This window comes from Duganella paludis, assembly GCF_054461335.1.
In genome coordinates this window covers 1,845,031-1,869,195 of record NZ_CM136922.1, presented here as the reverse complement: position 1 = coordinate 1,869,195, position 24,165 = coordinate 1,845,031, and the positions used below count along the sequence as shown (strand labels likewise).

Annotated in this window: 26 protein-coding genes; 7 read left to right on the top strand and 19 right to left on the bottom strand. The window is 64.2% G+C overall.

Going from position 1 to position 24,165, the window contains the following annotated elements; all coding sequences use genetic code 11:
- Position 1 precedes the first annotated feature (1 nt).
- From ACXZ1M_RS08435 to ACXZ1M_RS08375, 13 genes are all read right to left on the bottom strand, one after another.
- The gene (locus tag ACXZ1M_RS08435) at positions 2-1,351 is read right to left on the bottom strand and encodes a CpaF family protein (RefSeq protein WP_459052723.1); all 1,350 of its coding nucleotides are present in this window, start codon (positions 1,349-1,351) and stop codon (positions 2-4) included.
- 10 nt (positions 1,352-1,361) lie between these two features.
- Entirely contained in the window at positions 1,362-2,531 is a 1,170-nt protein-coding gene (locus tag ACXZ1M_RS08430; protein ID WP_459052722.1) for an AAA family ATPase, read from the bottom strand.
- 37 nt (positions 2,532-2,568) lie between these two features.
- Complete coding sequence (locus ACXZ1M_RS08425) at positions 2,569-2,850, bottom strand: pilus assembly protein (RefSeq protein ID WP_459052721.1); 282 nt, start codon at positions 2,848-2,850, stop codon at positions 2,569-2,571.
- Positions 2,851-2,858: 8 nt separating this feature from the next.
- The gene (locus ACXZ1M_RS08420) at positions 2,859-4,358 is read right to left on the bottom strand and encodes a type II and III secretion system protein family protein (RefSeq protein ID WP_459052720.1); all 1,500 of its coding nucleotides are present in this window, start codon (positions 4,356-4,358) and stop codon (positions 2,859-2,861) included.
- 22 nt (positions 4,359-4,380) lie between these two features.
- Complete coding sequence (gene cpaB / locus ACXZ1M_RS08415) at positions 4,381-5,247, bottom strand: Flp pilus assembly protein CpaB (RefSeq protein WP_459052719.1); 867 nt, start codon at positions 5,245-5,247, stop codon at positions 4,381-4,383.
- Between the two features lie 15 nt (positions 5,248-5,262).
- A complete protein-coding gene (locus tag ACXZ1M_RS08410) occupies positions 5,263-6,681 on the bottom strand; it encodes an ATP-binding protein (protein WP_459052718.1) in 1,419 nt (472 codons plus the stop codon).
- An 81-nt stretch (positions 6,682-6,762) separates the two neighbouring features.
- Positions 6,763-7,353 carry an A24 family peptidase gene (locus ACXZ1M_RS08405; protein WP_459052717.1) on the bottom strand — a complete coding sequence of 197 codons (591 nt, stop codon included), beginning with the start codon at positions 7,351-7,353 and terminating at the stop codon, positions 6,763-6,765.
- 55 nt (positions 7,354-7,408) lie between these two features.
- Positions 7,409-7,582, bottom strand: a complete 174-nt coding sequence (locus tag ACXZ1M_RS08400; protein ID WP_459052716.1) for a Flp family type IVb pilin — start codon at positions 7,580-7,582, stop codon at positions 7,409-7,411.
- Positions 7,583-7,776: 194 nt separating this feature from the next.
- Complete coding sequence (locus ACXZ1M_RS08395) at positions 7,777-7,950, bottom strand: Flp family type IVb pilin (RefSeq protein ID WP_373988774.1); 174 nt, start codon at positions 7,948-7,950, stop codon at positions 7,777-7,779.
- Between the two features lie 218 nt (positions 7,951-8,168).
- Positions 8,169-8,342 (bottom strand): Flp family type IVb pilin, encoded by a 174-nt coding sequence (locus ACXZ1M_RS08390; RefSeq protein ID WP_373988773.1) that lies wholly within the window; start codon positions 8,340-8,342, stop codon positions 8,169-8,171.
- A 52-nt stretch (positions 8,343-8,394) separates the two neighbouring features.
- Positions 8,395-8,568 (bottom strand): Flp family type IVb pilin, encoded by a 174-nt coding sequence (locus ACXZ1M_RS08385; protein WP_373988773.1) that lies wholly within the window; start codon positions 8,566-8,568, stop codon positions 8,395-8,397.
- A 401-nt stretch (positions 8,569-8,969) separates the two neighbouring features.
- A complete protein-coding gene (locus ACXZ1M_RS08380) occupies positions 8,970-9,638 on the bottom strand; it encodes a response regulator (protein WP_459052715.1) in 669 nt (222 codons plus the stop codon).
- Between the two features lie 14 nt (positions 9,639-9,652).
- Complete coding sequence (locus ACXZ1M_RS08375) at positions 9,653-11,332, bottom strand: sensor histidine kinase (RefSeq protein WP_459052714.1); 1,680 nt, start codon at positions 11,330-11,332, stop codon at positions 9,653-9,655.
- 318 nt (positions 11,333-11,650) lie between these two features.
- On the opposite strand from ACXZ1M_RS08375, the gene ACXZ1M_RS08370 reads away from it, so the two are divergent.
- From ACXZ1M_RS08370 to ACXZ1M_RS08360, 3 genes are read left to right on the top strand one after another with little or no spacing between them, the layout of a single operon-like run.
- On the top strand, positions 11,651-12,130 hold the full coding sequence (locus tag ACXZ1M_RS08370; RefSeq protein ID WP_459052713.1) for a TadE/TadG family type IV pilus assembly protein: 480 nt from the start codon (positions 11,651-11,653) through the stop codon (positions 12,128-12,130).
- The gene (locus ACXZ1M_RS08365; RefSeq protein WP_459052712.1) at positions 12,130-12,756 is read left to right on the top strand and encodes a TadE/TadG family type IV pilus assembly protein; all 627 of its coding nucleotides are present in this window, start codon (positions 12,130-12,132) and stop codon (positions 12,754-12,756) included. Before ACXZ1M_RS08370 ends, ACXZ1M_RS08365 begins: the two co-directional genes overlap by 1 nt.
- Before the next feature lie 2 nt (positions 12,757-12,758).
- Positions 12,759-14,147 (top strand): VWA domain-containing protein, encoded by a 1,389-nt coding sequence (locus tag ACXZ1M_RS08360; RefSeq protein ID WP_459052711.1) that lies wholly within the window; start codon positions 12,759-12,761, stop codon positions 14,145-14,147.
- Positions 14,148-14,160: 13 nt separating this feature from the next.
- On the opposite strand, the gene ACXZ1M_RS08355 is transcribed toward ACXZ1M_RS08360, so the two are convergent.
- Both ACXZ1M_RS08355 and ACXZ1M_RS08350 read right to left on the bottom strand, forming a co-directional pair.
- The gene (locus ACXZ1M_RS08355; RefSeq protein ID WP_459052710.1) at positions 14,161-14,832 is read right to left on the bottom strand and encodes a hypothetical protein; all 672 of its coding nucleotides are present in this window, start codon (positions 14,830-14,832) and stop codon (positions 14,161-14,163) included.
- 77 nt (positions 14,833-14,909) lie between these two features.
- Positions 14,910-15,809: a LysR family transcriptional regulator gene (locus ACXZ1M_RS08350; protein WP_459052709.1), complete on the bottom strand. Its 900-nt coding sequence runs from the start codon at positions 15,807-15,809 to the stop codon at positions 14,910-14,912.
- Between the two features lie 100 nt (positions 15,810-15,909).
- Here ACXZ1M_RS08350 and ACXZ1M_RS08345 point away from each other — a divergent pair, with 100 nt between their 5' ends.
- The 3 genes from ACXZ1M_RS08345 (at position 15,910) to ACXZ1M_RS08335 (ending at position 19,494) form a co-directional block, all read left to right on the top strand.
- Positions 15,910-16,758, top strand: a complete 849-nt coding sequence (locus ACXZ1M_RS08345) for an aldo/keto reductase family oxidoreductase (RefSeq protein ID WP_459052708.1) — start codon at positions 15,910-15,912, stop codon at positions 16,756-16,758.
- A 248-nt stretch (positions 16,759-17,006) separates the two neighbouring features.
- Positions 17,007-18,587: an isocitrate lyase gene (locus ACXZ1M_RS08340; RefSeq protein ID WP_459052707.1), complete on the top strand. Its 1,581-nt coding sequence runs from the start codon at positions 17,007-17,009 to the stop codon at positions 18,585-18,587.
- Between the two features lie 127 nt (positions 18,588-18,714).
- Entirely contained in the window at positions 18,715-19,494 is a 780-nt protein-coding gene (locus ACXZ1M_RS08335) for a class I SAM-dependent methyltransferase (protein ID WP_459052706.1), read from the top strand.
- A gap of 2 nt (positions 19,495-19,496) precedes the next feature.
- Here the strand turns inward: ACXZ1M_RS08335 and ACXZ1M_RS08330 are convergent, their stop codons facing one another.
- Together ACXZ1M_RS08330 and ACXZ1M_RS08325 are read right to left on the bottom strand one after the other, a co-directional pair.
- Complete coding sequence (locus ACXZ1M_RS08330; RefSeq protein WP_459052705.1) at positions 19,497-20,117, bottom strand: NAD(P)-dependent oxidoreductase; 621 nt, start codon at positions 20,115-20,117, stop codon at positions 19,497-19,499.
- Complete coding sequence (locus ACXZ1M_RS08325; RefSeq protein ID WP_459052704.1) at positions 20,114-20,896, bottom strand: inositol monophosphatase family protein; 783 nt, start codon at positions 20,894-20,896, stop codon at positions 20,114-20,116. Before ACXZ1M_RS08325 ends, ACXZ1M_RS08330 begins: the two co-directional genes overlap by 4 nt.
- Before the next feature lie 173 nt (positions 20,897-21,069).
- On the opposite strand from ACXZ1M_RS08325, the gene ACXZ1M_RS08320 reads away from it, so the two are divergent.
- On the top strand, positions 21,070-21,585 hold the full coding sequence (locus ACXZ1M_RS08320) for a TetR/AcrR family transcriptional regulator (protein ID WP_459052703.1): 516 nt from the start codon (positions 21,070-21,072) through the stop codon (positions 21,583-21,585).
- 7 nt (positions 21,586-21,592) lie between these two features.
- Here the strand turns inward: ACXZ1M_RS08320 and rng are convergent, their stop codons facing one another.
- Positions 21,593-23,062 carry a ribonuclease G gene (rng, locus tag ACXZ1M_RS08315; protein ID WP_459052702.1) on the bottom strand — a complete coding sequence of 490 codons (1,470 nt, stop codon included), beginning with the start codon at positions 23,060-23,062 and terminating at the stop codon, positions 21,593-21,595.
- 37 nt (positions 23,063-23,099) lie between these two features.
- Entirely contained in the window at positions 23,100-24,098 is a 999-nt protein-coding gene (locus ACXZ1M_RS08310; RefSeq protein WP_459052701.1) for an ABC transporter substrate-binding protein, read from the bottom strand.
- Positions 24,099-24,165: the final 67 nt, after the last annotated feature.

Below are 24,165 nucleotides of genomic sequence, written 5' to 3'. Positions count from 1 at the left end.
CTTACCGGGTGACCGGATCGAACACAGTGGCCGATACCGTGATGCCGAAATTGCGCAGGCGCTCGATGAAGCGCGGCCGCACGCCGCTCGAGGTGTGGTGGCCCAGCACAGTGCCGTCGTCGCCCAGCCCGGTCTGCTTGAAGGTAAAGATTTCCTGCATGGTGATCATTTCGCCCTCCATGCCCGTCACTTCCTGGATCGACATCACCTTGCGCTTGCCGTCGGTCAGGCGCGAGACCTGCACCACCACGCCGACCGCCGAACTGATTTGCTGGCGCATGGCCTTGGTCGGCAGGTTGGCGGCCGCCATGCTGATCATGTTTTCCAGGCGGGTCAGCGCATCGCGCGGGGTGTTGGCGTGGATGGTCGCCATCGAGCCTTCGTGGCCGGTGTTCATGGCGCCCAGCATGTCGAGCGCCTCGGCGCCGCGCACCTCGCCCAGGATGATGCGGTCGGGCCGCATCCGCAGCGCATTGCGCACCAGCGCGCGCTGCGACACTTCGCCCTTGCCCTCGATGTTGGCGGGACGGGTTTCCAGCCGCACCACGTGCGGCTGTTGCAGTTGCAGCTCGGCCGCGTCTTCCACCGTGACGATGCGCTCGGTGCGGCCGATGAAGCCGGAGATCACGTTCAGCATGGTGGTCTTGCCGGAGCCGGTGCCGCCCGAGATCAGGATGTTGACCTTGGCCTTGCCCAGACCCTGCAGCACCTCGGCCATGTCGGCCGTCATCGAGCCGTAGGCCACCAGGTCGGCCAGGCGCAGCGGGTCGGCCGAGAAACGCCGGATCGACATGATGGGGCCGTCGATGGCCAGCGGCGGGATGATGGCGTTGACGCGCGAGCCGTCCGGCAGGCGGGCGTCGACCATTGGGCTCGACTCGTCGATGCGGCGGCCCACGCGCGAGACGATCTTGTCGATGATCTTCATCAGGTGGGCGTCGTCGCTGAAGGTGACGTCGGTCAGCTCCAGCTTGCCGCGCCGCTCGACGTAGATCTGGCGGTAGGTGTTGACCAGGATGTCGGACACGGTCGGGTCTTCCAGCAGCGGTTCGAGCGGGCCGAAGCCCAGCATCTCGTTCTGGATGTCGCGCGTCAGGGTCTTGCGTTCGGCGTCGTTGATGACCACCGAATCTTCTTCCAGCAGCTTTTCGACCAGGTTGCGCAGCTCGACGCGGATTTGATCTTGCGTCAGCCGCTGCATGCTTTCCAGGTCGACGCGGTCAAGCAGCGCCGCGTGCAGGCGCTGCTTGAGTTTCTGGTAGGCGCGGTTGTCGATGCCGGTGACGCGCTGGCCGGAGCCGCGCGCTTCGCCGCTCTCCAGCCGTTCGCGCAATGAAATCGGAGTGCTCATGATTCAGTCCTTATTTGCGCGGCAGCAGCTTGGACAGCCAGCCGCCGCTCTGCGCATCGGGCGCCGCTTCGCCGGTGAGGCTGCGCGCCAGTCCCGCCAGCGCCAGGCTCAGCTGGCTGTTCGGGTACAGCTGCAGCACCGGCACGCCCTGGTTGACCGAGGCGGCGGCGGCGTCGTAATGGTTCGGAATGGTGATGTTGACCTCGGCGTCGAAGGCGCCTTCGAGGTCTTTCAGGCGAATCTCGCCGCCCTTGTCGTGGCGGTTGACCACCAGGTGGATCTTCTCTTTGCCGTACTCCAGCGAACGGAACACGTTGAGCAGGCGCTTGCCGTCGCGGATGTAGGGCAGCGTGGTCTGCAGGATCGGGTAGATATGGTCGGCATGGTCGAGCGCGCGGATGCTGACTGCGTCCAGGCTGCGGCCGACGTCGAGCAAAATAAAATCGTACTGGCGACGCGCCAGCTTGAGGATGGCGTCGATGTGGTCGGGCTTGACGTCGTTGGCGTGGGCCGGGTCGGACGGCGCCGCCAGCACGCCGTAGTTGGGCGTCACGCTCAGCATGCTGGAGCTGAGGAAGGACGGGTCGAGCCGGTGGATCTGCTGGGCCACGTCGCTGAGCGTGGCCAGCGGCTTGTGGTCGGAGACGAACAGCGAGGCGTCGCCGAACTGCAGGTTCATGTCGATCAAGGCCACCTTCTGCTTGCCGCTGGCGGCCAGCGCATAGCCGAGGTTGGTGGCCAGGAAGGTGGCGCCGCTGCCGCCCTTGCACGAGATGAAGGCCAGCACCTTGCCGCTGGTCTGGCCGCGCCGCTCCAGCTTTTCGCCGATGCGCTCGATGGCCGGGTACAGCGTGGCGCTGGTGGCCGGCGACGGCAGCACTTCGCGCACGCCGGCGCGCATGGCTTGCATCAGGAATTCCGGATCGCGCTCGATGCACAGCGCCACGCAGGCGATGCGCGGGTATTGCGCCGAGAAGCGTTCCAGGTTGTCGAGATCGCCGTCCTCGCGCGACGGGCGGTCGAGGATCAGCACGTCTGGCAGCTGCTCGTCGGTCAGGGTAGCGGCGCGCGCCACGCCGCCCACCAGGTGGTCGATCTCGTCGGACGGCGAGCGTGCGCGCAGCATGCGCATCAGTTCGGCCAGGTGTCGCTCATCGCGTGAAATGACGGCTATCTTCAATTTGGTCCCTGCAAACTCGTGAGTGGTCGGGCCGGCACTATTTGCTGACGCCGATGGTGAAGTTGTTTTGCTGCTGTTCCGGGCTGGCGTAGGAGCGCTGGTAGTTGTCGTATACGCTCTTGGCGGCCTGGGCATCCAGGCCGTTGACCGGGCTGCGGTTGTTGCGCGCCTGCGGGTTCAGCGTCTGCTGGGCCAACGCCAGCCGCACGCTGCTGCCGAACTGCTGGTCGACGCGCGGCGTTTGCGCACAGCCTCCCAGGCAAGCCAGCGCCAGCGCCAGCACCAGCAGGACAGGACGGGAAAGTAAAGTCGTGTGCATGGGCGCTCCTATTGTGCCGGCGTGGCCGCTGCGGCCGGCGCCACCGGCGCGGGGCCTTCCATCTTGCCGCGCAAGAAGAAGTCGCTGCGGTTCGGCGGCGTGTAGTCGTCGGTCGGCAGCTTGTGGTCGGGCGGCAGCGGCTGCGCCAGGTGCGGCGTCACGATGAACACCAGCTCGGTGCGGTCGCTCTGGAAGTCGCTGCTGCGGAACAGCGCGCCCAGCACCGGAATCTCGCCGAGGCCGGGGAAGGCCTTGATGTTGGTGGTGACGTTGTTCTTGATCAGGCCGCCAATGGCGAAGCTCTGGCCGTCGTACAGCTGCACCGTGGTGCTGGCGCGGCGCGTGGTGAACGAGGGCAGCACGGCGGTCGAGGTGGTGCCGGCGGCGGTGATGCCGATGCCTTCGCGGTTCAGTTCGGACACTTCGGGCGCCACGCGCAGGTTGATGCGGCCGTTTTCCAGCACGGTCGGCGTGAACTTGACGGCCACGCCGAATTCTTTTTCCTCCAAGGTCACGCGCGGCACGCCGCTGGTGGTGTCCTGCGAAACCGGGATGAAGATCTTGCCGCCGGCCAGGAAGCTGGCCTCCTGGCCGCTGATCGCCATCACGGTCGGCTCGGCCAAAATCTTGACCAGGCCGTCGTTCTTTTGCGCGTCCAGGGTGGCGAACTTGCCGTTGCGGTTGTTGAAGGCGTCCAGCTTGTTGGGATTGCCGCTCAGCAGGTTCGACAGCAGCGTGTAGGTCCAGCTGCCTCGGGAGCCGACCAGGCCGACGCTGGCGCCGAGCTGGTCGACCAGCGTCTTGGAGATTTCGGCGATGCGCACTTCCAGCATCACCTGCTGCGGCGCCGCCACCGACAGCATGTTGATCACGCGGCCGGCGGCCTGGCCCTGGCCGAGCGCGGCCATGGGATCGGCCGCCGCCGGTGCAGCGCCGGCGGCCGGGGCTGCCGCTCCGGCAGCAGCCGCAGCTGGAGCGGCGCCGCCGGCGCCGTTGTTATTGCTGCTGTTGCGCTGCAGGTAGGCGCTGGTCACCGAGACGATCTGCGCGGCGCGCACCGAGTCGGCCACGGTGCCGGTCAGGATCACGGCGCCGCCGGAGACGGTGATGCGGATATCTTTTTCGGTCGGGAACAGCTGGTCGAACTGCTGGCGCAGCGCCACCGTGTCGAGGCCGACCACGATGTCGATGATGGTGGCCTGGTTGGCCTTGTTCCAGACGATCAGGTTGGTGGCGCCGGTCGACTTGCCCAGCATGTAGACCTCGCTCGGATTGATCAGGATGACGTCGGCCACGCGGGCGTTGCCGACCGCCAGCCGCGCCGCCGGGAATGGCAGGTGCATCAGGGTCGACTTGCCTTCGGACAGGGTGATCTGGGCGGCCAGCTCGACGCTGGAAGCCTGGCCCGGCGCGGCCGCAGGAGCCTTGACGGCGGCGGCCTGTGCCGGCGACAGCGCCAGCGTGGTGACCAGCAGGGCGCCGAGGGCGGCGGGATGGAGTACGGTCATCAATCTGTCTCTCTGGTTATCTTTAAAATTGTTGCGAGCTGCGGTCCAGGCCCTTGATCACTTCGATTTTGTCGCCCTGCGGTTCACGCGGCGGATGCGGCCGTGGCGCCGTGGCGGGTGCGGCCGGCGCGGCGGCCACGGGCGCTGGGACCGGCGCTGGCGCCTGACGCGGCGTCCTGCCGTCGTCCAGCAGCGAGCTCTTGGTCGCGCCCTCGGTGTTGGCGCTGGCCGGGTCGATCTGGTTGCGCAACACCAGCGACAGGGTGCCGACGCTGCGCGCCAGGTCGAGCTTTTCGACCTGTTCCGGCGTCAGTTCCAGGGTCACGGCGTTGACCACTTTGGGCTTGGTGTCGTCGCGGTTGGATTCCTGGGCGATGGCCAGCACCAGGATGCGTTCGAGCACGATCTTGGAGATGGCTTGTTCGCGCGGCGCGCTATCGCCGTGGAAGTCGCTCTGGGTGTTGACCAGGATGTCGACGAAGTTGCCCGGCAGCGCGAAGCCGGCCACGCCCACCACGTCGTTGACGCGCACCGTCATCGCGCGCTTGCCGGCGGCCACCACGGCCGACAGGCCGCCGGTGGTGCCGGCCGGCGCCAGCTTGCTTTCCATGATGGGTTCGCCGCGCTGGATGTTGGTGCGGGTGATGCGGCCGTCGGCCGACTTGATGTCGAGCAGGGCGCCGGGCGGCACCGAGCTCGACGGCCAGTCGACCATGTGCACCAGTTCCGGCGTGATGCGCGCGCCCATGCTGATGTCGAGCAGCGCCACCGCCACCTTGTTGCTATTGGTGGCCGACTGGCCGGCGATCCATTGCGCCGCCAGTACCACGGCGGCCATCGCCATCACCAGTGCCACGGCGATCATTGTCAAGGCCCGCGTATTTCTCATGCTGTACTTTCCCGGTTAGCCCGTTGTGTTGGTGTCGCGTCGTTCGCGCTCTTTTTTCTGCTGGTCGGCCGCCACGCGGCGTGCCCCTGCGCCGGCGAAATAATTCTGCCAGGCCCAGTCGAGCGAGCGCTGGTTGAGTGTCGGCGGCGTGTTTTCGTAGCGCGCCAGATCGCGCACCTGGCGTATCAGGTCGCGCGGGTAGCAAGCGAGCAACGGCGTCTGTTCCTTGGCGTGGTGTTCGTTCAGCAGATACGCGAAGGCGTCGGCGTCAAACGCCATGCCGTATTGCTTGCAGGCCTGGCGGAACAGCAGCTCATATTCCGCCTGGGTTTGGGGCGGGACTTCTATCTTGTAACCCAGGCGGCGCAAGAAGGCGCCGTCGGATAATCGTTCGGGTAGAAAGTTCGAGGAGAATACCACGACCACATCAAAAGGAACTTGAAAAACCAGTCCAGTGTGCAACGAAAGATAATCGACGCCACGGTCCATCGGCACGATCCAGCGGTTCATCAACTCCAGCGGCGAGCAGCGCTGCCGTCCGAGGTCGTCGATGATGAAGATGCCGTTGTTGGCTTTCAAATGAGGCGGCGCCTGGTACAGGCGGGTGTTGGCGTCGAAGCGCAGGTCCAGCATCTCCAGCGTCAGCTCGCCGCCGGTGAGCGCGGTCGGGCGCTGCAGGTCGCGCACCCAGCGCGCATCGAGCGTGCGGTTGCGGTCGCCCAGTTCGATCTGCGCCGCTTCGCTGCTGTCGGCGACGGCCTGCGCCACGCCGGCCGCCGGCTGGTGCTGCACCGGATCGTAGAACGGCACCACCTCGGCGTCGATCATGATGGCGTAAGGCACGGCGATGGCGCCGTGCAGCAGGCCGCACAGGCGCTCGGCCAGGAAGGTCTTGCCGCTGCCGGCCTGGCCGTAGATGAACATGGCGCGGCCCGAGTTCATCGCCGCGCCCATCTGGTCGAGCACGCTCTGGCTGGCGACCACGTCGCTGAAGGCGTGGCCGACATCGGCGCGCGTGACGTGCAGTTGGCGCACGCTTTGCGCTTCCACTTGCGCCACGTAGGCGGCCAGCGTCACCGGCGCCGGCCCGGCGTAGGCGTTGCGGTTCAGGCAGGCGGTGGCGCGCAGCGCGCCGGCATCGGTCAGGTGGTAAGTAAGGTCGGCGTCGGTGCCGCTGTGGCCGCTGCGCGTGACTTCGCACAGTTTTTCGTTGCGCAGGAAGGTCACCAGCGGCGTGATCACGCTGACGCTCAATTTGATGTGGGCCGCCAGTTCCGGCAGCCGCACCTGGCCGCGCTGGAACAGGACTTTGAGCACAAGCTCGGTGAGGAACAGGAACGACAGGCCGGTTTCCTCGACGCTGCGCGGCGCGCGCGCGCCGGCCGGTGCGCCGGATTCCGCAATGGCAGTGGTGGGGCCCGGCTCAGCTTGCATAGCGTCCTTGATCGTAAGCCGTCAGGAATCTTGTCGGCAGAACAATTATATCGTTACGGCTGGTCACGGGCGTATACAAACTTAGTGTTGTAAAAAAACATCAAACAGCGAGCGTCCGGTGACGGCGCCATAGATCAGGTAGGGCAGGGTGCCGGACGCGATCGCCACGGCGTAGGGCAGCCGGCCGCTGGCCTCGGCCGGCGCCTCGATCTGCACCCGTTCGCCGCCCAGGCTGCGGAAGAAGGCATGCAGGCCCATCTGGTAGGTGTTGCGCAGCAAAGGGCGCAGGCGGCCGCTCGCCGCCGCCACCGCCAGCGCCAGCACGCCGCCGGCCAGCAAGGTCATGACGGTGCAGCCGATCACCGTTTGCGGACCGACAAAGGCGCCCACCATTGCCATCATCTTGACGTCGCCGGCGCCCAGCGTGCGCAGGATGTACATCGGCAGCAGCAGCGCGAGGCCGGCGCCCAGGCCGGCCAGGGCCCATAACAGGCCGAGACCGCCGAACGGGGTAATGAACAAGCCGTCGCCGGAAGCATAGACCGTGTTCAGCACCAGGCCCAGCAGTGCGCCACCGAACACCAGCCCGTTTGGAATACGGCGCGTGCGCACATCGCTCCAGACCGCCAGAGCAAGCAGGGAGCACAGCAGAATCAAAGGTAGTTGGGTCATGGCGTGGCGCAGAGAAAGGCGATGGCTGATGGTAACGCAGTTGTGGTCGCGACGCTTACACCTTGGCGCCGCCGAGGCTGTCGATGATCTCGTTGATCTTGCTCTTGATCCCGTCGCCCAGCCCGGTGAAAGCGACCGTGATGATGGCGCCGAGGGCGGCCGCGATCAGGGCATATTCGATGGCGGTGATACCGGATTCGTCGTTGATGAAGTTGGTGATCGCATTCATGAGCTTCCTTGCTTATCGAATTGGAGAAATTGAATATTAAGCAATGGCCCTGCTTGTCACATCGGACAGATGTCATTTATGGCAAGGAGTAATGTCATGATCTTGCGGCGACCACCCGTGACATTTGTCACGGGTTAGGACAAAAAAACGGACCGACTATGCGATCCGCTCAAGTAGGGGTACTACTACTGCGTTTAAACCGTGGTGCCGCCGAGGCTGGTGATGATGGCGTTGATCTTGGTCTTGATGCCGTTGCCCAGGCCGGTGAAGGCGACGGTGATGATGCCGCCGATGGCTGCTGCCATCAGAGCGTATTCGATAGCGGTGATGCCCGATTCGTCGTTGATGAAGTTTTTGATAGCGTTCATGATAGTTTCCTTGAGTATGTGGGGGGATTTGCTTACATCGTCAATTCAACTAAAACGGGGTTCGGGTTTTAGGTGCAGCTGATGGAATGAATTCTACGGAAGGCCGGCCGGCGCCGCATCCGACAGATGTCACTTTGTGGCATGACATTTGTCACGGTCCGCAGCAAAAAAAACGGACCGCAATGCGGTCCGCTCAAGTAGGGGTGCTACTACTGCGTTTAAACCGTGGTGCCGCCGAGGCTGGTGATAATGGCGTTGATCTTGGTCTTGATACCGTTGCCCAGGCCGGTGAAAGCGACGGTGATGATGCCGCCGATGGCTGCTGCCATCAGTGCGTATTCGATGGCGGTGATACCGGATTCGTCGGCGATGAAGTTTTTGATGGCGTTCATGATGGTGTCCTTGTGCTTATGTATGTATGGGTGTGTACGGTGTGCGCCGCGCTTAGACGGTGGTGCCGCCCAGGCTGGTGATGATGGCGTTGATCTTGGTCTTGATGCCGTTGCCCAGGCCGGTGAAGGCGACGGTGATGATGCCGCCGATGGCTGCGGCCATCAGTGCGTATTCGATGGCGGTGATACCGGATTCGTCGGCGATGAAGTTTTTGATGGCGTTCATGATAGTTTCCTTGGATATGTGCGTTAAATGTCGTTTTACATCGTCAATTCAACTAAAACTGGGCTCAGGTTTTAGGTCCTAAAAAAAGCGAGCAGCGCGATGATGATGATCACCGACCCGAGGGCCACGAGGAGCGCATACTCCATCAAGGTGGCGCCTTGCGCTCGACCGATCAGACGGTATGGGCGGTTGGCCTTCCTTGTTGAAATCCGCATTCTCATGCTCCTTTGTGTTGGGGTTCCGTTGCCGGTTCAGCCGTTACAACAACGCTGCTGATGTATTGAATTCTACGGAAGGCACGGCGGCGCCACATCGGACGGATGTCACTTTGTGGGGAGGAGGGAGGTCACGATTTTCAGCGGCGGCGGCGTGACATTTGTCACGCGCCGCGCCGGTTCGCCTTATTGCAGCCCGTGGCGGGTGGCGTAGACGTACAGTTCCAGGCGGTTGGCCACGCCCAGTTTTTGATAGATGGAGGTGAGGTTGTTGCGCAGCGTCGGCTCGGCGATGAACAGCTTGGCCGCCAGTTCCTTGTTGGCCGCGCCGTTGCTCTCGACCACGGTGGCGACGATCTTGCGCTCCTTGGGCGTGAGCGAACCGATGCGCTGCGCTTCGGGATCGGCCTTGGCCGGGGCGCCCTGGCCCAGCAGCGCGCCCATCAGGCTGGCGTCCAGATGCATCTCGCCGGCGCGCACGCGCTCGATGGCCTGCAACAGCACTTCGGCCGGGGCCTCCTTGCTGACCACGCCGCGCGCGCCGAGCTTGACGGCTTGCGCCAGCAGGGCCTGGTCGCGGTTGCCGCTGAGGATCAGTACGCGCGCGCCGCTGTCCTGCAGCAGCTGCGGCAGGATTTCGATCGAGCTGCGGCCTTCGAGGTCGAGGTCGAGCACGATCAGGTCGGGCCGCAGGCGCGCGCCTTCGCGCAGCGCGCTGTCATTGTTGTGGGCGGTGCCCACCAGGGTCAGGGCCGCGCCGGCGCCTTCGATCAGTTTTTCCAGCCCCCACAACATGGTCTTGTGGTCGTCGACCAGCATGATGCGGATCGGCGTGTTGGTGTCGGTAGTGGTCATTTCTCTTCCAGGACTCAGACCGGAATGGCGATATGGACAGCGGTGGCGCCTTGCGCCGTCTGGCTTATCTCGATCGTGCCGCCGAGCGCGGTGGTGCGTTCGGCGATCGATCCTGGCAGGAATTGGGCCGGTGGACCTTCCGGTGTTTCATTTTCAATCCGTATGTGCAGCTGGTCATCCACGTTGTTGAGGTGGATGCGGCCGTTGCGCGCACGGGTATGCTTGCGGATGTTGCTCATGCCTTCGTTGACGATTTGGAACACCTCGGCGGCCAGGCGGTCGCTCAGGCGGAAATCCTCGGCCGCCTCGATGTTGATGGTCAGGCCGTAGAATTCGCGCACTTGCGTGGCCTGGCGGCGCAAGGCCACCAGCAGCTCGGTCTCCTGCCGCGCCGCGCCTTCCCGCACGGTCTTGGCGAAGGCGCGCATGTCGGTGATGACCTGGCTCGTCATGTCCAGTAGTTTATCGAGTTCCGCCGCACATGGGTGCTCTGTTTGCACCGATTGGCGAATCGCGCTGATGCCGTGGCGCAGGCCGATGTAGGGCTGGATGGTGGTGTCGTGCAAGTCGCGGGCGATTTTCTGCCGCTCGCGGAAGGCGGCGTCGGACGCCAGCCGGTCGAGCAGCACGATGTTTTCGATCACCGGGAAGAACTGCGTGGCCAGCTGGTACAGGAAGGCGGCGTCGCCGCGCGTCAGGCGGTCGGCGCCGGAGACCACGTACAGCCGGCCCTCGCCCTTGCGCAGCGGCAGCGGCACGCTGATCAGGGAGCTGGCGTCGAGCAGGTCGATCAGGTGCACCAGTTGTTCCGGCGGCAGCGCTTCCCAGCGCGCCTGGCCGGCCGCGCGCTGGCGCGCCTCGGCGGTGCGCGGCAGGCGCGGGTGCAGCGGCTGCGCATATTGCACCAGCATCTTGGGCGCGAACGCCAGCAGCGGAGCGGCGGCGGCGTCGGATAAATGCGACAGTGTCACCTTGTCCGCCGTGGCCGAGTGCAGTTGCCACAACTCGTCGGCGCCGCTGCGCATCAGCAGCAGGCAGTTGCTGGCGTGATAAAAGCGGCCCGTCTGCTGCAGCATCGAGCCGATGGTCTGGTCGACCCCGAAGCGCGGATTGGACAGCTGGCTGACCCGGCGCAGCAGGTTGAGGCGGCGGCGCTGGGTCAGGCCCAGTCCGCCCCAGTAGGAAATCATGTAGCCGAGCGCCAGCAGGAAGGTGGTGCGCAGCAGCAGGTTGGCGTGGTTGGCGCCCTGGTCGGCCAGCCAGGTGGCCAGCGCCAGCACCAGCGCCGAGGCCAGCGTGATGCGCGCGCCCTCGTCGAAGCCCCATTGGAACGAGGCGGTCAGGATCACAAAGAAGAAGAAGGGGAAGAAGAAGCTGTTGCTGCCGCCGCTGCAATACACCATCAGGCCGTACCAGCCCAGGTCCAGCCAGTACACCAGCTTGCCGTGCCAGAACGGATTGCCGTGGCGCCGCGCCGCCACCAACAGCGTTATGCTGTGGGCCAGGTAGGCGCTGAAGATCATCCACGACAGCGCGCCCTGCACACCGGCGTTGCCCAGGTCGCCCGGCGCGATGGACAGCGTCAGCAGGGCGGACAGGGCCAGCAGCAGGCGCATGACAAACACCATCGAAGCGCCGGCCACATCGCCGTTGCGTCCCTTGGGCGTATCGATGTCATGAATGGGTGGCGTCATGCTGTTGGAATAACAATGTTTGAGTTTTAGTCAACATTTGTTGCACTAGTTGCAATTCCGGGAGTCTACTCATAGAATCGCATCCTGTAAAGTAAGTATTTCCGGTGCTGCGGCAAGCGCGGCGGCGTGGCTTGCTATTTGGTACTGATAGTTAACTTTAAATAACAAGACGAAACTTTTGAATCACGCTACAATGAGCCATCGCCACCCCAATCCCGTGACGCCGCCGGCCCGCATCAGAAGCCGGAACGCCGCTACGCCGTGCCGCGCAACGCGCCACCGCCGCATTTCCTTGTTTTATATTCCCGACATGACGTCATGAGCGTATCTAATTTTTCGCGTCGCCGCCAAGGCGGATCAGCGGTGGTGGAGATGGCCCTGGTAGCGCCGATCGTGCTGCTGCTGATGTTCGCCATCCTCGAATTTTCCATCATTTTCTTCACCACCATGAGCATGCAGTACGCGGTGCGCGAAGGCACGCGCTACGGCATCACCGGGCGCACCGACCAGGACAGCTCCACCACGCCGGCGCGCTTTCAGGCGATGATCAACGTCATGCGCAACAGCTCGGCGGGGATGTACGACATGGTGTCGCCGGTGATCTCGGTGAACGGCGCCACCTATGCCAGCTCGGCTAATTATTCCAACACCATGTTCGGCGGGCCGGACGATATCGTGGTGATCCGCCTCGATTGCACCTGGACCCTGCGCACGCCGCTGATCGGCGCCTTCTTCAAGAACGGCAAGCTGAACTTCGCGGTGGCGGCCACCATGAAGAACGAAAGCTGGGGTAGTTGATGAAACCGGTCTATCGTTCGCGCCGCCGCGCGGCTGGCATTGCCGCCGTCGAGGTGGCACTGATTCTGCCGGTGATCATCATTCTGTTCCTCAGCCTGGTCGATGTGGCGCGCGGCATCCAGGCCAATATGATCCTGATTAACCTGAGCCGCGAAGGCGCCAACCTGGCCTCGCGCGGCAAGCTGCAGCTGTCGGAAAATGCCCAGGCCATCATCGGCCAGGTGGCGGCCTCGGCGCCGCCGCTGGACATGAACAAGCAGGGCATGCTGTACGTCACCCGCATCATGGGCCAGACCAGCGGCAGCGGCACCCGCACCGTCGTGCTGGAACAGTACCGCTGGGATGACAGCGTCAACAATCGCGGCTACCGCGTCAGCGGCTATGCGCCGACCAGCAAGGTCTGGAGCTGCGGCAACTGGGCCAGCGGCGTGGCCGGCACCTGCGTGGTGCCGACCGGCAGCAATGCGCCGACCACCACGCTGATGAGTAATCAGCTGGCCGACGGCGAGGTGGTCTACGTGGTCGAAGCGTTCTACAAGTTCGACATGGTGTTCGCGCCGGTCACGTTCGGTCCGCTGGGTACGTCGACCATTGGTCCCAACCTTTATTCGATGTCGATATTCTGATCATGGCTACCTACACACACAAACAACGCGGGGCGGTGCTGCCGCTGATCGTCATCGGCATGCTGGTGCTGATCATGGCGGCCGGCCTGGCCTTCAGCGCCGGCCTGAGCTATATGATCAAGGCCAAGCTCAACGCCGCCACCGACTCGGCGGCGCTGGCCGGCGCGCGCGCCACCAGCCTCGGCGGCGACCAGGCCACCCAGACCGCCAACGCCAAGGCGGCGGCGACGCGCTTCTTCAACGCCAACTTCCCGGCCGGCTACATGGGCTCGACGGCCACGCTGGGCGACACTCAGGTCAGCTACAGCGGCGGCCAGGTCACGGTGTCGGTCTCGGCTTCGGCCACCATGCCGGCTTCGCTCTTGGGCACCAATCTCAGCGGTCCGCTGACCCCGGGCGTGCTGACGCAGACCACGCGCAAGGACCTGGACATGGTGATCACGCTCGACACCTCGGGCTCGCTGTCCGACAGCGCCGCCAATGTGCGCAGTTCGGCCATCACCTTCCTCAAGCAATTCAATTCGACCCAGGACCGCGTGGGCCTGGTGCACTTCGCCTACGGCTCCGAAGTGGACGACGCGATCCGTCCGACCCTGCGCGGCTTCGACCGCACCAGCATGGAGACGCACATCAAGGCGCTCCAGTTCGAAGGCTCGACCGCCTCGGCGGAAGGCATGTGGCGCGCGCGCGACCAATTGAACAGTGTGCCCTCGGCCAACCTGAACCGTTCCAACCTGCGCGTGATCATCTTCTTCTCGGACGGTGCGCCCAACTCGTTTGCGGCCTACCTGAACTGGAAGACCGCCAGCGATTGCATCGTGGCCGGCACCATCGCCACCGACGATGATGGCTCGGGCGAACCGTCCGGCCTGTACAGCCCGAGCGACAACAACACCGCACTGGCCGGCAAATGCAATCCCTATAACCTCGGCTATAACGACTCGCTGGGCCGCAGGGCGCAGCTGTCGGACCGTGTGACGTCCTTGCCCGACTGGTACAACGGCCACAATCTCGTGACCAATCCCAACGATGCGAACTTGCGCGAATTCAAGGTGGTCACGACCACGCCGCGCGTGGTGACCAATGCCATCACCTACCAGAACGTCAACCGCGCCGCGCGCAACCTGGTGGAAGCCATGGCGGCCAAGTCGCAGGACGAGGGCATCTATGTGTTCACGCTGGGACTGGGCTCGCAGCTGAAGGCCGGCTCCGGCGTCGACAAGGAAAAGGGCGAGGACACGCTGAAGTGCATGGCCAACGCGGTCGACGCGCCGGCCCGTTGCGCGCGTCCCAGCAAGCCCGTGGGCGTGTACTGCTACGCCGCCACCCAGGCCGACCTGACGCCATGCTTCTCCAAGCTGGCGTCGGCCATTTTGAAAATCACCAAATAAACCCGCCCAGCAGTTAGCGGGTGGAGGCCAGCGGCGGCGTCTTGTGGCCGTAGGCGGTCAGCTCCCAGCTGTCGCGGCTGTAGAGCCGGCCCTGGGCGTCGCTGTCCTGGTAGTCGAGCTTGACGTAGTTGTTGAGCGCCGGGACGAACCAGACGGTCTCGGTCAGGCGGCCGCCGCCGGCGCTGCCGTCCACCGCGCCGTACTGCGCGTCGATCACGATTTTCAAGGCTTCGAATTCGCCGGCCGGCACGCGCACTTTTTCCCAGTCCTGCACCTTGCCCTTGATCTGGTAGCGCCATTGCTTGCCGGCCTTGCTGTTGTCGCCGACCACTTCGCTCACCCATTCCTTGCCCGGCGCCAGCGGGAAGGCGTAGCGCGGGAAGGAGGGCGCGAAATGCATGGCGCCGCGATCGATGGGGTTCATCTCCGGGCTGAACAACTGGGTGTTGATCAGGGCGCCGCTGGCGGCGCGCTTGATCTCCATGTGCACGCCGGCCTGGTCGATGGCGGCCACTTCCAGCCGGTTGATGTTGCCCTTGGCGCCTTTCCACACATCGGTGTACTGATAGGTCCACGAATCGCCGACCGCCGGCGCCGGGGCCGCTACCGATTCGTGGTTGCCTGCCTGTGCCAGCGCACAGGGCAGGATGAAACAGAGCAGTGCAAACGAACGTTTGAGGGTCATGCTGTCTCCTTTGTTGTGATTTGTGCACTGACTATATCGTCAACATTGAAACAGAGCTAGCGGCACTGCAACATAAACTACCAGCGCATGGCCTGGATGAAGTCGACAAAGGCGCGCAGCGGCGCCGGCAGGTAGCGCCGGCCCGGGTAGTACAGCGACGGGCCGCTGAAGCTGGGCCACCAGCGCTCCAGCACCGGCTCCAGTTCGCCGCGGTCGAAGTAGGGCTGCAACCAGTCCTCGAACAGGTTGAGGACGCCGGCGCCGGCCACCGCCGCGTCGACCTTCAGCTCGGCGCCGCCGCCCAGGCTGACGATCAGCGGCCCGGCCGGTTCGATCACGATCTTTTTGCCGCGCTGCTCGAATTCCCAGGCCGGCATGGCGCCGCTGGCAAAGCGGCCGCGCAGGCAGATGTGATTCAGCAGGTCTTGCGGCCGTTTCGGCCGGCCGTGGCGGTCCAGGTAGGCGGGCGAGGCGGCCACCGCGAAACGCTGGCGGCGCGGCCCGATGGGTATCGCCACCATGTCCTGCTCCATGCGCTCCTCGTAGCGGATGCCGGCGTCGCAGCCCGAGCGCAGCAGGTCGACAAAGCTGTCCTCGACGTTGACCTCGACCTGGATCTCCGGATAGGCCGCCATGAACGGCGGCAGGATGCGCGGCAGGATCAGCTTGGCCGCGCTGAGCGGCACGTTGAGCCGCAGCCGTCCCGCCGGCCGCTCGCGGAAACCGTTCACCACGTCCAGCGCCGACTCCACCGCGCCCAGCGCCGGCTCCAGCTGTTCCAGCAGGCGCTGGCCGGCGTCGGTGGTGGCGACGCTGCGCGTGGTGCGGTTCAGCAGGCGCACGCCCAGCCCCGCCTCCAGCCGCCGCACCGCTTCGCTCAGTTGCGAGGCGCTGTTGCCGGTCTGCCGCGCCGCCTCGCGAAAGCCGCCGTGCTTCGCCACCGCGACGAAGGCGCCGATGTCCTGAAGTTCTGCCATATCGATTGTCCTGAATTCCGCACAAGCTGTGTGATTGTGCTGTATTGTCGCACAGCGCAAACGCTCATAGACTGGCTCCATCAACCACAAGGAGAACTACATGAGCACCTTCCAACTCGGCGACCTGACCGTCAACCGCATGGGCTACGGCGCCATGCAACTGGCCGGCCCGCATGTCTACGGCCCGCCCAAGAACCGCGACGAGGCGCTGGCCGTGCTGCGCGAGCTGGCCGCGCTGGGCGTCAACCATATCGACACCAGCGACTTCTACGGCCCGCACGTCACCAACCAGCTGATCCGCGAAGCCCTGCATCCGTATGCGGACGACCTGGTCATCGTCACCAAGGTCGGCGCCACGCGCGGTGCGGACGCGTCCTGGCTGCCGGCGCAGTCGCCGGCCGAGCTGGAGGCGGCGGTGCACGACAACCTGCGCAACCTGGGCCTGGAAGTGCTGGATGTGGTGAACATGCGACTAATGTTCGACGTCATGGGCCCGGCCGAAGGCGATATCGAAGCCCACATCACCAAGCTGGCGGAACTGCGGCAGCGCGGGCTGATCCGCCACATCGGCCTGAGCAACGCCACCGCCGCGCAAGTGCGCCAGGCGCGCGGCATCGCTCCCATCGTCTGCGTGCAGAACCAGTACAACCTGGCGCACCGCCACGACGACGCCCTGATCGATGAGCTGGCCAAGGATGGCATCGCCTACGTGCCGTTCTTCCCGCTGGGCGGTTTCTCGCCGCTGCAATCGGCCGCGCTGGAGCAGGTGGCCGCGCAACTGGGCGCCACGCCGATGCAGACCGCGCTAGCCTGGCTGTTGCAGCGCTCGCCGAACATCCTGCTGATCCCCGGCACCTCGTCGGTGGCCCACCTGCGCCAGAACGTCGCCGCAGCCTCCGTGGTGCTGCCACCGGCGGCCCTGGATCAGCTCGATTCCATCAAGGGCTGAAAAAGCTTTTCATATTGTGGGATGCGGCATGATGGACTGCCGCATCTTTTTTTTCATTTTTCGAAAAGGCGTTTCATATCCCAAAAAACACTGTCTAACTAATTGAAAAACAACGAATAAATTTAAGTTATATGTCTTATATAAGACTTTGTGCAACGCATCAGAATAGCCTACTATTTAGTCATGCAGTTTTGCTTTACGGCGCACTCGACGATCCACTTATTCTTGTTTTTCTTTAGGAGATACACATGTCCCAATATCAAGACGACATCAAGGCAGTTGCTGGTTTGAAAGAGCAGCAAGGTTCGGCCTGGAACGCCATCAATCCCGAGTCCGCCGCTCGCATGCGTGCCCAGAACAAATTCAAGACCGGCCTGGACATCGCCAAGTACACCGCCAAGATCATGCGCGCCGACATGGCCGCCTATGACAAGGACCCGTCGAAGTACACCCAGTCGCTGGGCTGCTGGCACGGTTTCATCGGCCAGCAAAAAATGATCTCGATCAAGAAGCACTTCAACAGCACCGACCGCCGCTACCTCTACCTGTCGGGCTGGATGGTGGCCGCGCTGCGCTCCGAGTTCGGCCCGCTGCCTGACCAGTCGATGCACGAAAAAACCGCCGTCTCGGCGCTGATCAAGGAGCTGTACACCTTCCTGCGCCAGGCCGATGCCCGCGAACTGGGCGGCCTGTTCCGCCAACTGGACGCTGCCCCGGCCGCTGAAAAAGCCGCCATCCAGTCGAAGATCGACAACCACGTCACCCACGTCGTGCCTATCATCGCCGACATCGACGCCGGTTTCGGCAATGCCGAAGCGACCTACCTGCTGGCCAAGCAATTCATCGAAGCGGGCGCCTGCTGCATCCAGGTTGAGAACCAGGTGTCGGACGAGAAGCAATGCGGTCACCAGGACGGCAAGGTCACCGTGCCGCACGAAGACTTCCTGGCCAAGATCCGCGCCATCCGTTACGCCTTCCTGGAGCTGGGCGTGGACGACGGCATCATCGTCGCCCGTACCGACTCGCTGGGCGCCGGCCTGACCAAACAGATCGCCGTGACCAACGAGCCGGGCGACCTGGGCGACCAATACAACGCCTTCCTCGACTGCGAAGAAGTGTCGGCCGACGCGCTGGGCAATGGCGACGTCATCATCAAACGCGAAGGCAAGCTGCTGCGTCCTAAGCGCCTGCCGAGCAACCTGTTCCAGTTCCGCGCCGGTTCCGGCGAAGCGCGCTGCGTGCTCGACAGCATCACCTCGCTGCAGAACGGCGCCGACCTGCTGTGGATCGAAACCGAAAAACCACACATCGCCCAGATCGGCGGCATGGTCAGCGAAATCCGCAAGGTCATCCCGAACGCCAAGCTGGTGTACAACAACAGCCCATCGTTCAACTGGACCTTGAACTTCCGCCAGCAGGTGTACGACGCGATGAAGGCCGAAGGCAAGGATGTTTCCGCCTACGAGCGCAGCCAGCTGATGAGCGTGGAATACGACACTACCGAACTGGCGCAGCAGGCCGATGAGAAGATCCGCACCTTCCAGGCCGATGCGGCGCGCGAAGCCGGCATCTTCCATCACCTGATCACGCTGCCGACCTACCACACCGCCGCGCTGTCGACCGACAACCTGGCCAAGGAATACTTCGGCGACCAGGGCATGCTGGGTTACGTGGCTGGCGTGCAGCGCAAGGAAATCCGCCAAGGCATCGCCTGCGTCAAGCACCAGAACATGTCCGGATCGGACATCGGCGACGACCACAAAGACTACTTCAGCGGCGAAGCAGCCCTGAAAGCAGCCGGCAAAGACAACACCATGAACCAGTTCTAAAAGCCGGTTCAAGCAGTACTTAAGGCTCGCTCCGGCGAGCTTTTTTTATGGCCAGCCTTCCCGGCGTGGCGGGAGTAAGATAGTGCTGCCGCGCGACGGGCGCGGGAAATCAAGAAAGGTCGGATCCATGAAATCAGTATTGTTCTTGAAGTCGGCACTTATTACTCTGGCGGTTGCGCCGATGTTGCTGGCCTTGCCAGCGCAGGCGCAGACGCCGTCGGCTGCCATCACGGCGGCGGTTGCGGATAAGACGCGGCCGGAAAAGGATGTGCAGCAAGACGAGGTGCGCCATCCGGCGGAACTGGTCGCTTTCTCCAAGGTGAAGGCTGGCGATGTGGTGGTGGATATCTGGCCGGGCGGCGGTTACTGGTCGCGCCTGTTCTCCACAGTGGTGGGTGGCAAGGGCAAGGTGTACGCTTATGTTCCGGCCGAGATTACCGGCTTCAAGTCCGATCCGCTGGCGCTGGCCAAGGCCATCTCCAGCGAACCGGGCCACGGCAATGTCGAGGTCAGTTCCTATCCCGCCGGCGAGCAGCCTGCGGCCGATGCGTACAGCAAGGTCGATGTCTTCTGGACCTTCGAGAATTACCACGATCTGCACGACAGCTTCATGAAGGGCGCCGATGTGAACGCCTTCAATCAGGCTGTCTTCAAGCGCCTGAAATCGGGCGGCTACTACATCGTTGCCGATCACGCCGCCACCGCAGGAACCGGCTTGAAGCACACCGAAGACCTGCACCGCATCGACCCGGCCACAGTGAAGGCCGAAGTGGAAAAAGCCGGCTTTGTGTTCGATGGCGAGACCAAGGTGCTGGCCATTCCCGGCGACGATCACCAACTGAAAATCTTCGACCCTGCGGTGCGCGGCAAGACCGACCGCTTTGTACTGCGCTTCAAAAAGCCCTGACTTTAATCCTGCATCACCACAGGCGCTTTGCCGATGTACTGATTGCGTGCCGCTTCCCTCAATATGAAAGAGGCGAGGTCGGCGCGCGACAGGCTGCTCGTTAGTCCGGGCCGAAGATCCGTGCCGGCCCGATAGTTGTCCGTCAGCGCGCCGCCGGTCAGCCTGGGCGGACGCACCAAGGTCCAGTCCAAACCGCTGCCGCGTACCAACGCTTCCATGCCATCCTTGTCGCGCATTTTGTCGGCGATGATCTTGCGCACCAAACGAATGAAGAGCGACGCGCCGCTGGTTTCCGCTGCGCCGTAGGCGCTCAAGGCAATCAGCCGCCGCGCGCTGGTTGCCGTCATGGCTTGAACAATGCTGCGCGCGCCGTCGGTGCAAACGGGCGTGGTGTCCTTGTCGCGCATGCCCAGCACGCTGATGACCACATCCGCTCCCTGCACCACGGACCGCACGGCGGCAGGCTGCTGCAAGCTGCCTACGACCGTCGTCAGTCCTGCGGCATGGCTGGGCAGACTACCTTCCGTGCGTATCAAGGCCGTGACTTCGTGTCCTGCCTGCAGAGCTTGTTCGACCAGATGGCGGCCGGTGGCGCCGGTCGCGCCGAAGATAGCGATTCTCATAGCGTCTGCTCCAATACCGCGACTGCCGCCGTGGTCAAGCCCGGCGCACTGGCCAGGAAGGCCGTGCTCTCCGGACGCCAGGCGGCGCCGTGCAGATCGGTCACACTGCCGCCAGCCTCGGCCACCAGCAAAGCGCCGGCCAGCAGCCCCGAGCGCACTTGGCTGTACTGCCAGAACATGTCCTGGCTGCCGGACGCAACGTGGATCAGTTGCAGCGTGGCCGGCACCGAAACCCGCACCACCAGCGCCGCCTGCAGCATGGCCGTCACCGATGCGCCGATGCGGGCATAGGTTGCCGCACCTTCACCGGGCGTGGCCTGGCCGGTGCCGACCATCGCGGCCTGCAAATCGGTTTTCCGCGAGACGTGCAAGCGCTCTTCGTTCAGGTAAGCGCCGGCGCCGGTACTGGCCGTATAAAGGTCGCCCGTCATCGGCAGATAAATGGCGGTGAGTACCGGCACATTGTCGCGTACCAGCGTGGCGGTTACGCACCATTCGGACACGCCGTGGATATGGTTGATCGCACCCTCGACCGGATCGACCACCCACCATTCACCATCCGGTAGCGCGCCGGTGCCGCTTTCATCCTCATCCCAGCGGGCGTTGGGCGCGGCTTGCGACAGGCGCTCGCGCAGGATCCGCAGCGCGATGCCGTCGTTGGCCTCAATCATGCGGATGATGTCCTCACGGTCTCGTGGGCGCGAGGCGCTGGTAAAGCGGGATTTGATGGCATCGCCTGCGGCCTGCACGGCGGCGATTACCTGATTTAACTGATGCATACGGTTGCTCCTGATGACGTCCAGAGACTGGAATTAGCTCTTGACATGGTCAGGAAATAATATGAGCATAAGCTCACATGAACAACTCGCAATCCGACAAACCCGCTCCGCGCGGCCTGGCGCCAAGGAAGACGCCATCCCAGCCCCGTTCCGCACAGACGGTGGAGACCATTTTGCAGGGAGCAGCTCACATTCTTGAGCAGCACGGACTGGAGGGCTACACCACCAACGCGATTGCCGCACACGCCGGCGTCAGCATCGGTTCGCTGTATCAGTACTTTCCAACCAAGGATGCAGTCACCGTCGCGTTGATCGAGCGGGAGTCGGCCGATCTGGTGCTGGAGGCCTGCAAGGCGTTGCAGGGAGAGGACAAGCGCAAGGCGCTGCGCCAGTTAATCGAGGTTGCCGTCCACTACCAGCTACGCCGGCCCAGGTTGGCCAAGCTACTGGATTTTGAACAGGACCGCCTGGCGCCGCTGCTGCCCAGGTCGGGAAACGTGGCGGCTTTGCACGCCGCCTTGGTGGAGTTTTTGAAGGACTGGAAGGCTGCGCTGCAGCCGGAAGTGGCCGCAGCCGACCTGATGGCGCTGATGAGCGCACTCACGGACAGCGCCGGTCGTCGCGGAACCATGGACCCGGCAAAGCTGGCGAACAGTATCGAAGGCGCGGTACTCGGCTATCTGGGATAGCCGGCGCCTACATCAGGATAACGTCGTACTGCTCCTGGTGATAGGCGGTTTCCACCTGCAGCGAGATCTTCTTGCCGATGAAGTCACCCAGCATCGCCAGGTGCTGCGATTCCTCTTCAAGGAACATGTCGACCACCTCCTGCGAGGCGAGGATGCGGAATTCGCGCGGGTTGAATTGCTTGGCTTCGCGCAGCAGTTCGCGCAGGATTTCGTAGCAGATGGTACGCGAGGTCTTGACCTGGCCCTTGCCGTTGCAGGCCGGGCACGGTTCGCACAGGATGTGCGCCAGCGATTCGCGCGTGCGCTTGCGCGTCATTTCCACCAGGCCCAGCGCCGAGAAGCCGCTCACCGATACCTTGGTGCGGTCGCGCGACAGGGCTTTTTTCAGTTCGCCCAACACCGCCGTGCGGTGCTCGGTGTTTTCCATGTCGATGAAGTCGAGGATGATGATGCCGCCCAGGTTGCGCAGGCGCAGCTGGCGCGCGATGGCGTGCGCCGCTTCCAGGTTGGTCTTGAAGATCGTGTCGGCGAAATTGCGCCCGCCGACGAAGCCGCCGGTGTTGACGTCGATGGTGGTCATCGCCTCGGTCTGGTCGACGATCAGGTAGCCGCCCGATTTCAAATCCACGCGCCGGCCCAGCGCGCGCAGGATTTCTTCCTCCACGCCGTACAGGTCGAACAGCGGCCGCTCGCCGGTGTAGTGGTGCAGGCGCGGCAGCACGCCCGGCGTGTAGGCCTTGCCGAATTCCTGCAGGTTCACATAGTTCTCGCGCGAGTCGACCTGGATGGTGGCCGTTTCGTCGTGCACGAAGTCGCGCAGCACGCGCTGGGCCAGGCTCAAGTCCTGGTGCAGCAGGGTGGTGGCGGGCTTGGTGCGGGCGCCGTGCGTGATCGCGGCCCAGGTCTTGCGCAGGTATTCGACGTCGGCGGCGATGTCCGAGTCGGAAGCGTCTTCCGCTTGCGTACGCACGATGTAGCCGCCTTTTTCCTCCGGCGGCAGCAGGCTTTGCAGGCGCGTGCGCAGCGCTTCGCGGTCCGATTCCTTTTCAATTTTCTGCGAGATGCCGATGTGGCCATCCTGCGGCAGGTACACCAGCATGCGGCCGGCGATCGAGATCTGCGTCGACAGGCGCGCGCCCTTGGTGCCGATCGGGTCCTTGATCACCTGCACCGTCAGCACCTGGCCGTCGAACAGGATTTTTTCGATCGGCGTCGGCGGCGCGGCGTTGTTGCCGCCGTCGTGCGGCCGGGATTCCCAGATGTCGGCCACGTGCAGGAACGCCGCCCGCTCCAGGCCGATATCGATGAAGGCCGACTGCATGCCGGGCAGCACCCGCACCACCTTGCCGGAATAGACGTTGCCGGCCAGCCCGCGCGTGAGCGTGCGTTCGATGTGGAGTTCCTGCACCGCGCCCTGCACGATGAGGGCGACCCGGGTTTCCTGCGGGGTGATATTGATCAGTATGTCTTCATTCATGCCCCGATCATACACGGGCGTCAGGACCGCAGCAAACTCAGTCCACCAACAGGGCCTGCGCGGCCATGCCGGGCGGCAGGACGATGCCGTGCCGTTGCAGTTGCGTCCGGCTGAAGACGAAGCGGCCGCGCTGCGCGGTGACGGGATAAATGTTGCCGGGCGCGGTGCCGCCGAGGATGCGCAGCGCGATGTCGGCCGCCGCCATGCCCTGTTCGCGGCCGTCGAGCACCAGCCCGCCCACGGCCAGGTCGGCGCCGACGAAGAAGTCCCAAAGCCCGAACACCGGCACCTGCGCGTGCTCCGAGGTCCAGCGCAGCATGCTCATGGCCGTGCGCGGAAACGCGGTTTCCTCGCGCAGCGCCTGGTAGGTGCCGAGGTAGATGGCATCGTAGCGGTTGGCGCGCGCTGCTTCCACCTCGGCCTGCCAGGACGGCCAGTCGTTGATCAGCTTGATGTCGACCTCCAGGCCTTCGATGCTGTGGCGCTGGCGGCCCTGCAGCACTTCCTGGTACAGCACGGTGGAGGTCATGCTGGTGTCGAACAGGAACAGCACGCGCCGCGCCGCCGGCAGGATCTTGCGCAGTTCGGCGACGTTGCGTTTGACCAGCGGCCGTTCCAGCACGCCGGTGATGTTGCGCACCTTGCCGGGGTCGAAGTAGGCGCGCGGATTGTTGTTGATGCCGAGGTAGACCACCGGCGTGGCGCTGGCGGCCAGCCGCGTGGCCAGCAGGCTGAGGGCGGCGTCGTCGCCGACGATGATCAGCGCGGGTTTCAGTTTCAGGTAGGTGGCCCAGGCCTGGTCGGCCATGGCGGCGTGTCGTTCGGGCGGCAGGCGCTTGGTGTTGAGTTCCACGCTGACCACGCGATAGGCCGGCTCCAGGCGCGCTTGCAGCGCGGCCCTGTAGCCGTCGTCCCATTCGAAGGCGGCGTGGTAGCTTTCGATCAGCAGCACGGTCGGCGGCGGCGATTGCGCGGCGGCCGGCGCGGCGCTCCAAAAAAACAACAGCGACAGCAGCAGCCGGTTCAGGATAGTCATGTGTCCACCCAAGGCAAATGGCAAGGCCGTGTAAGCCGCCTCGACCGGAAATGCTATGCCGGTCGGC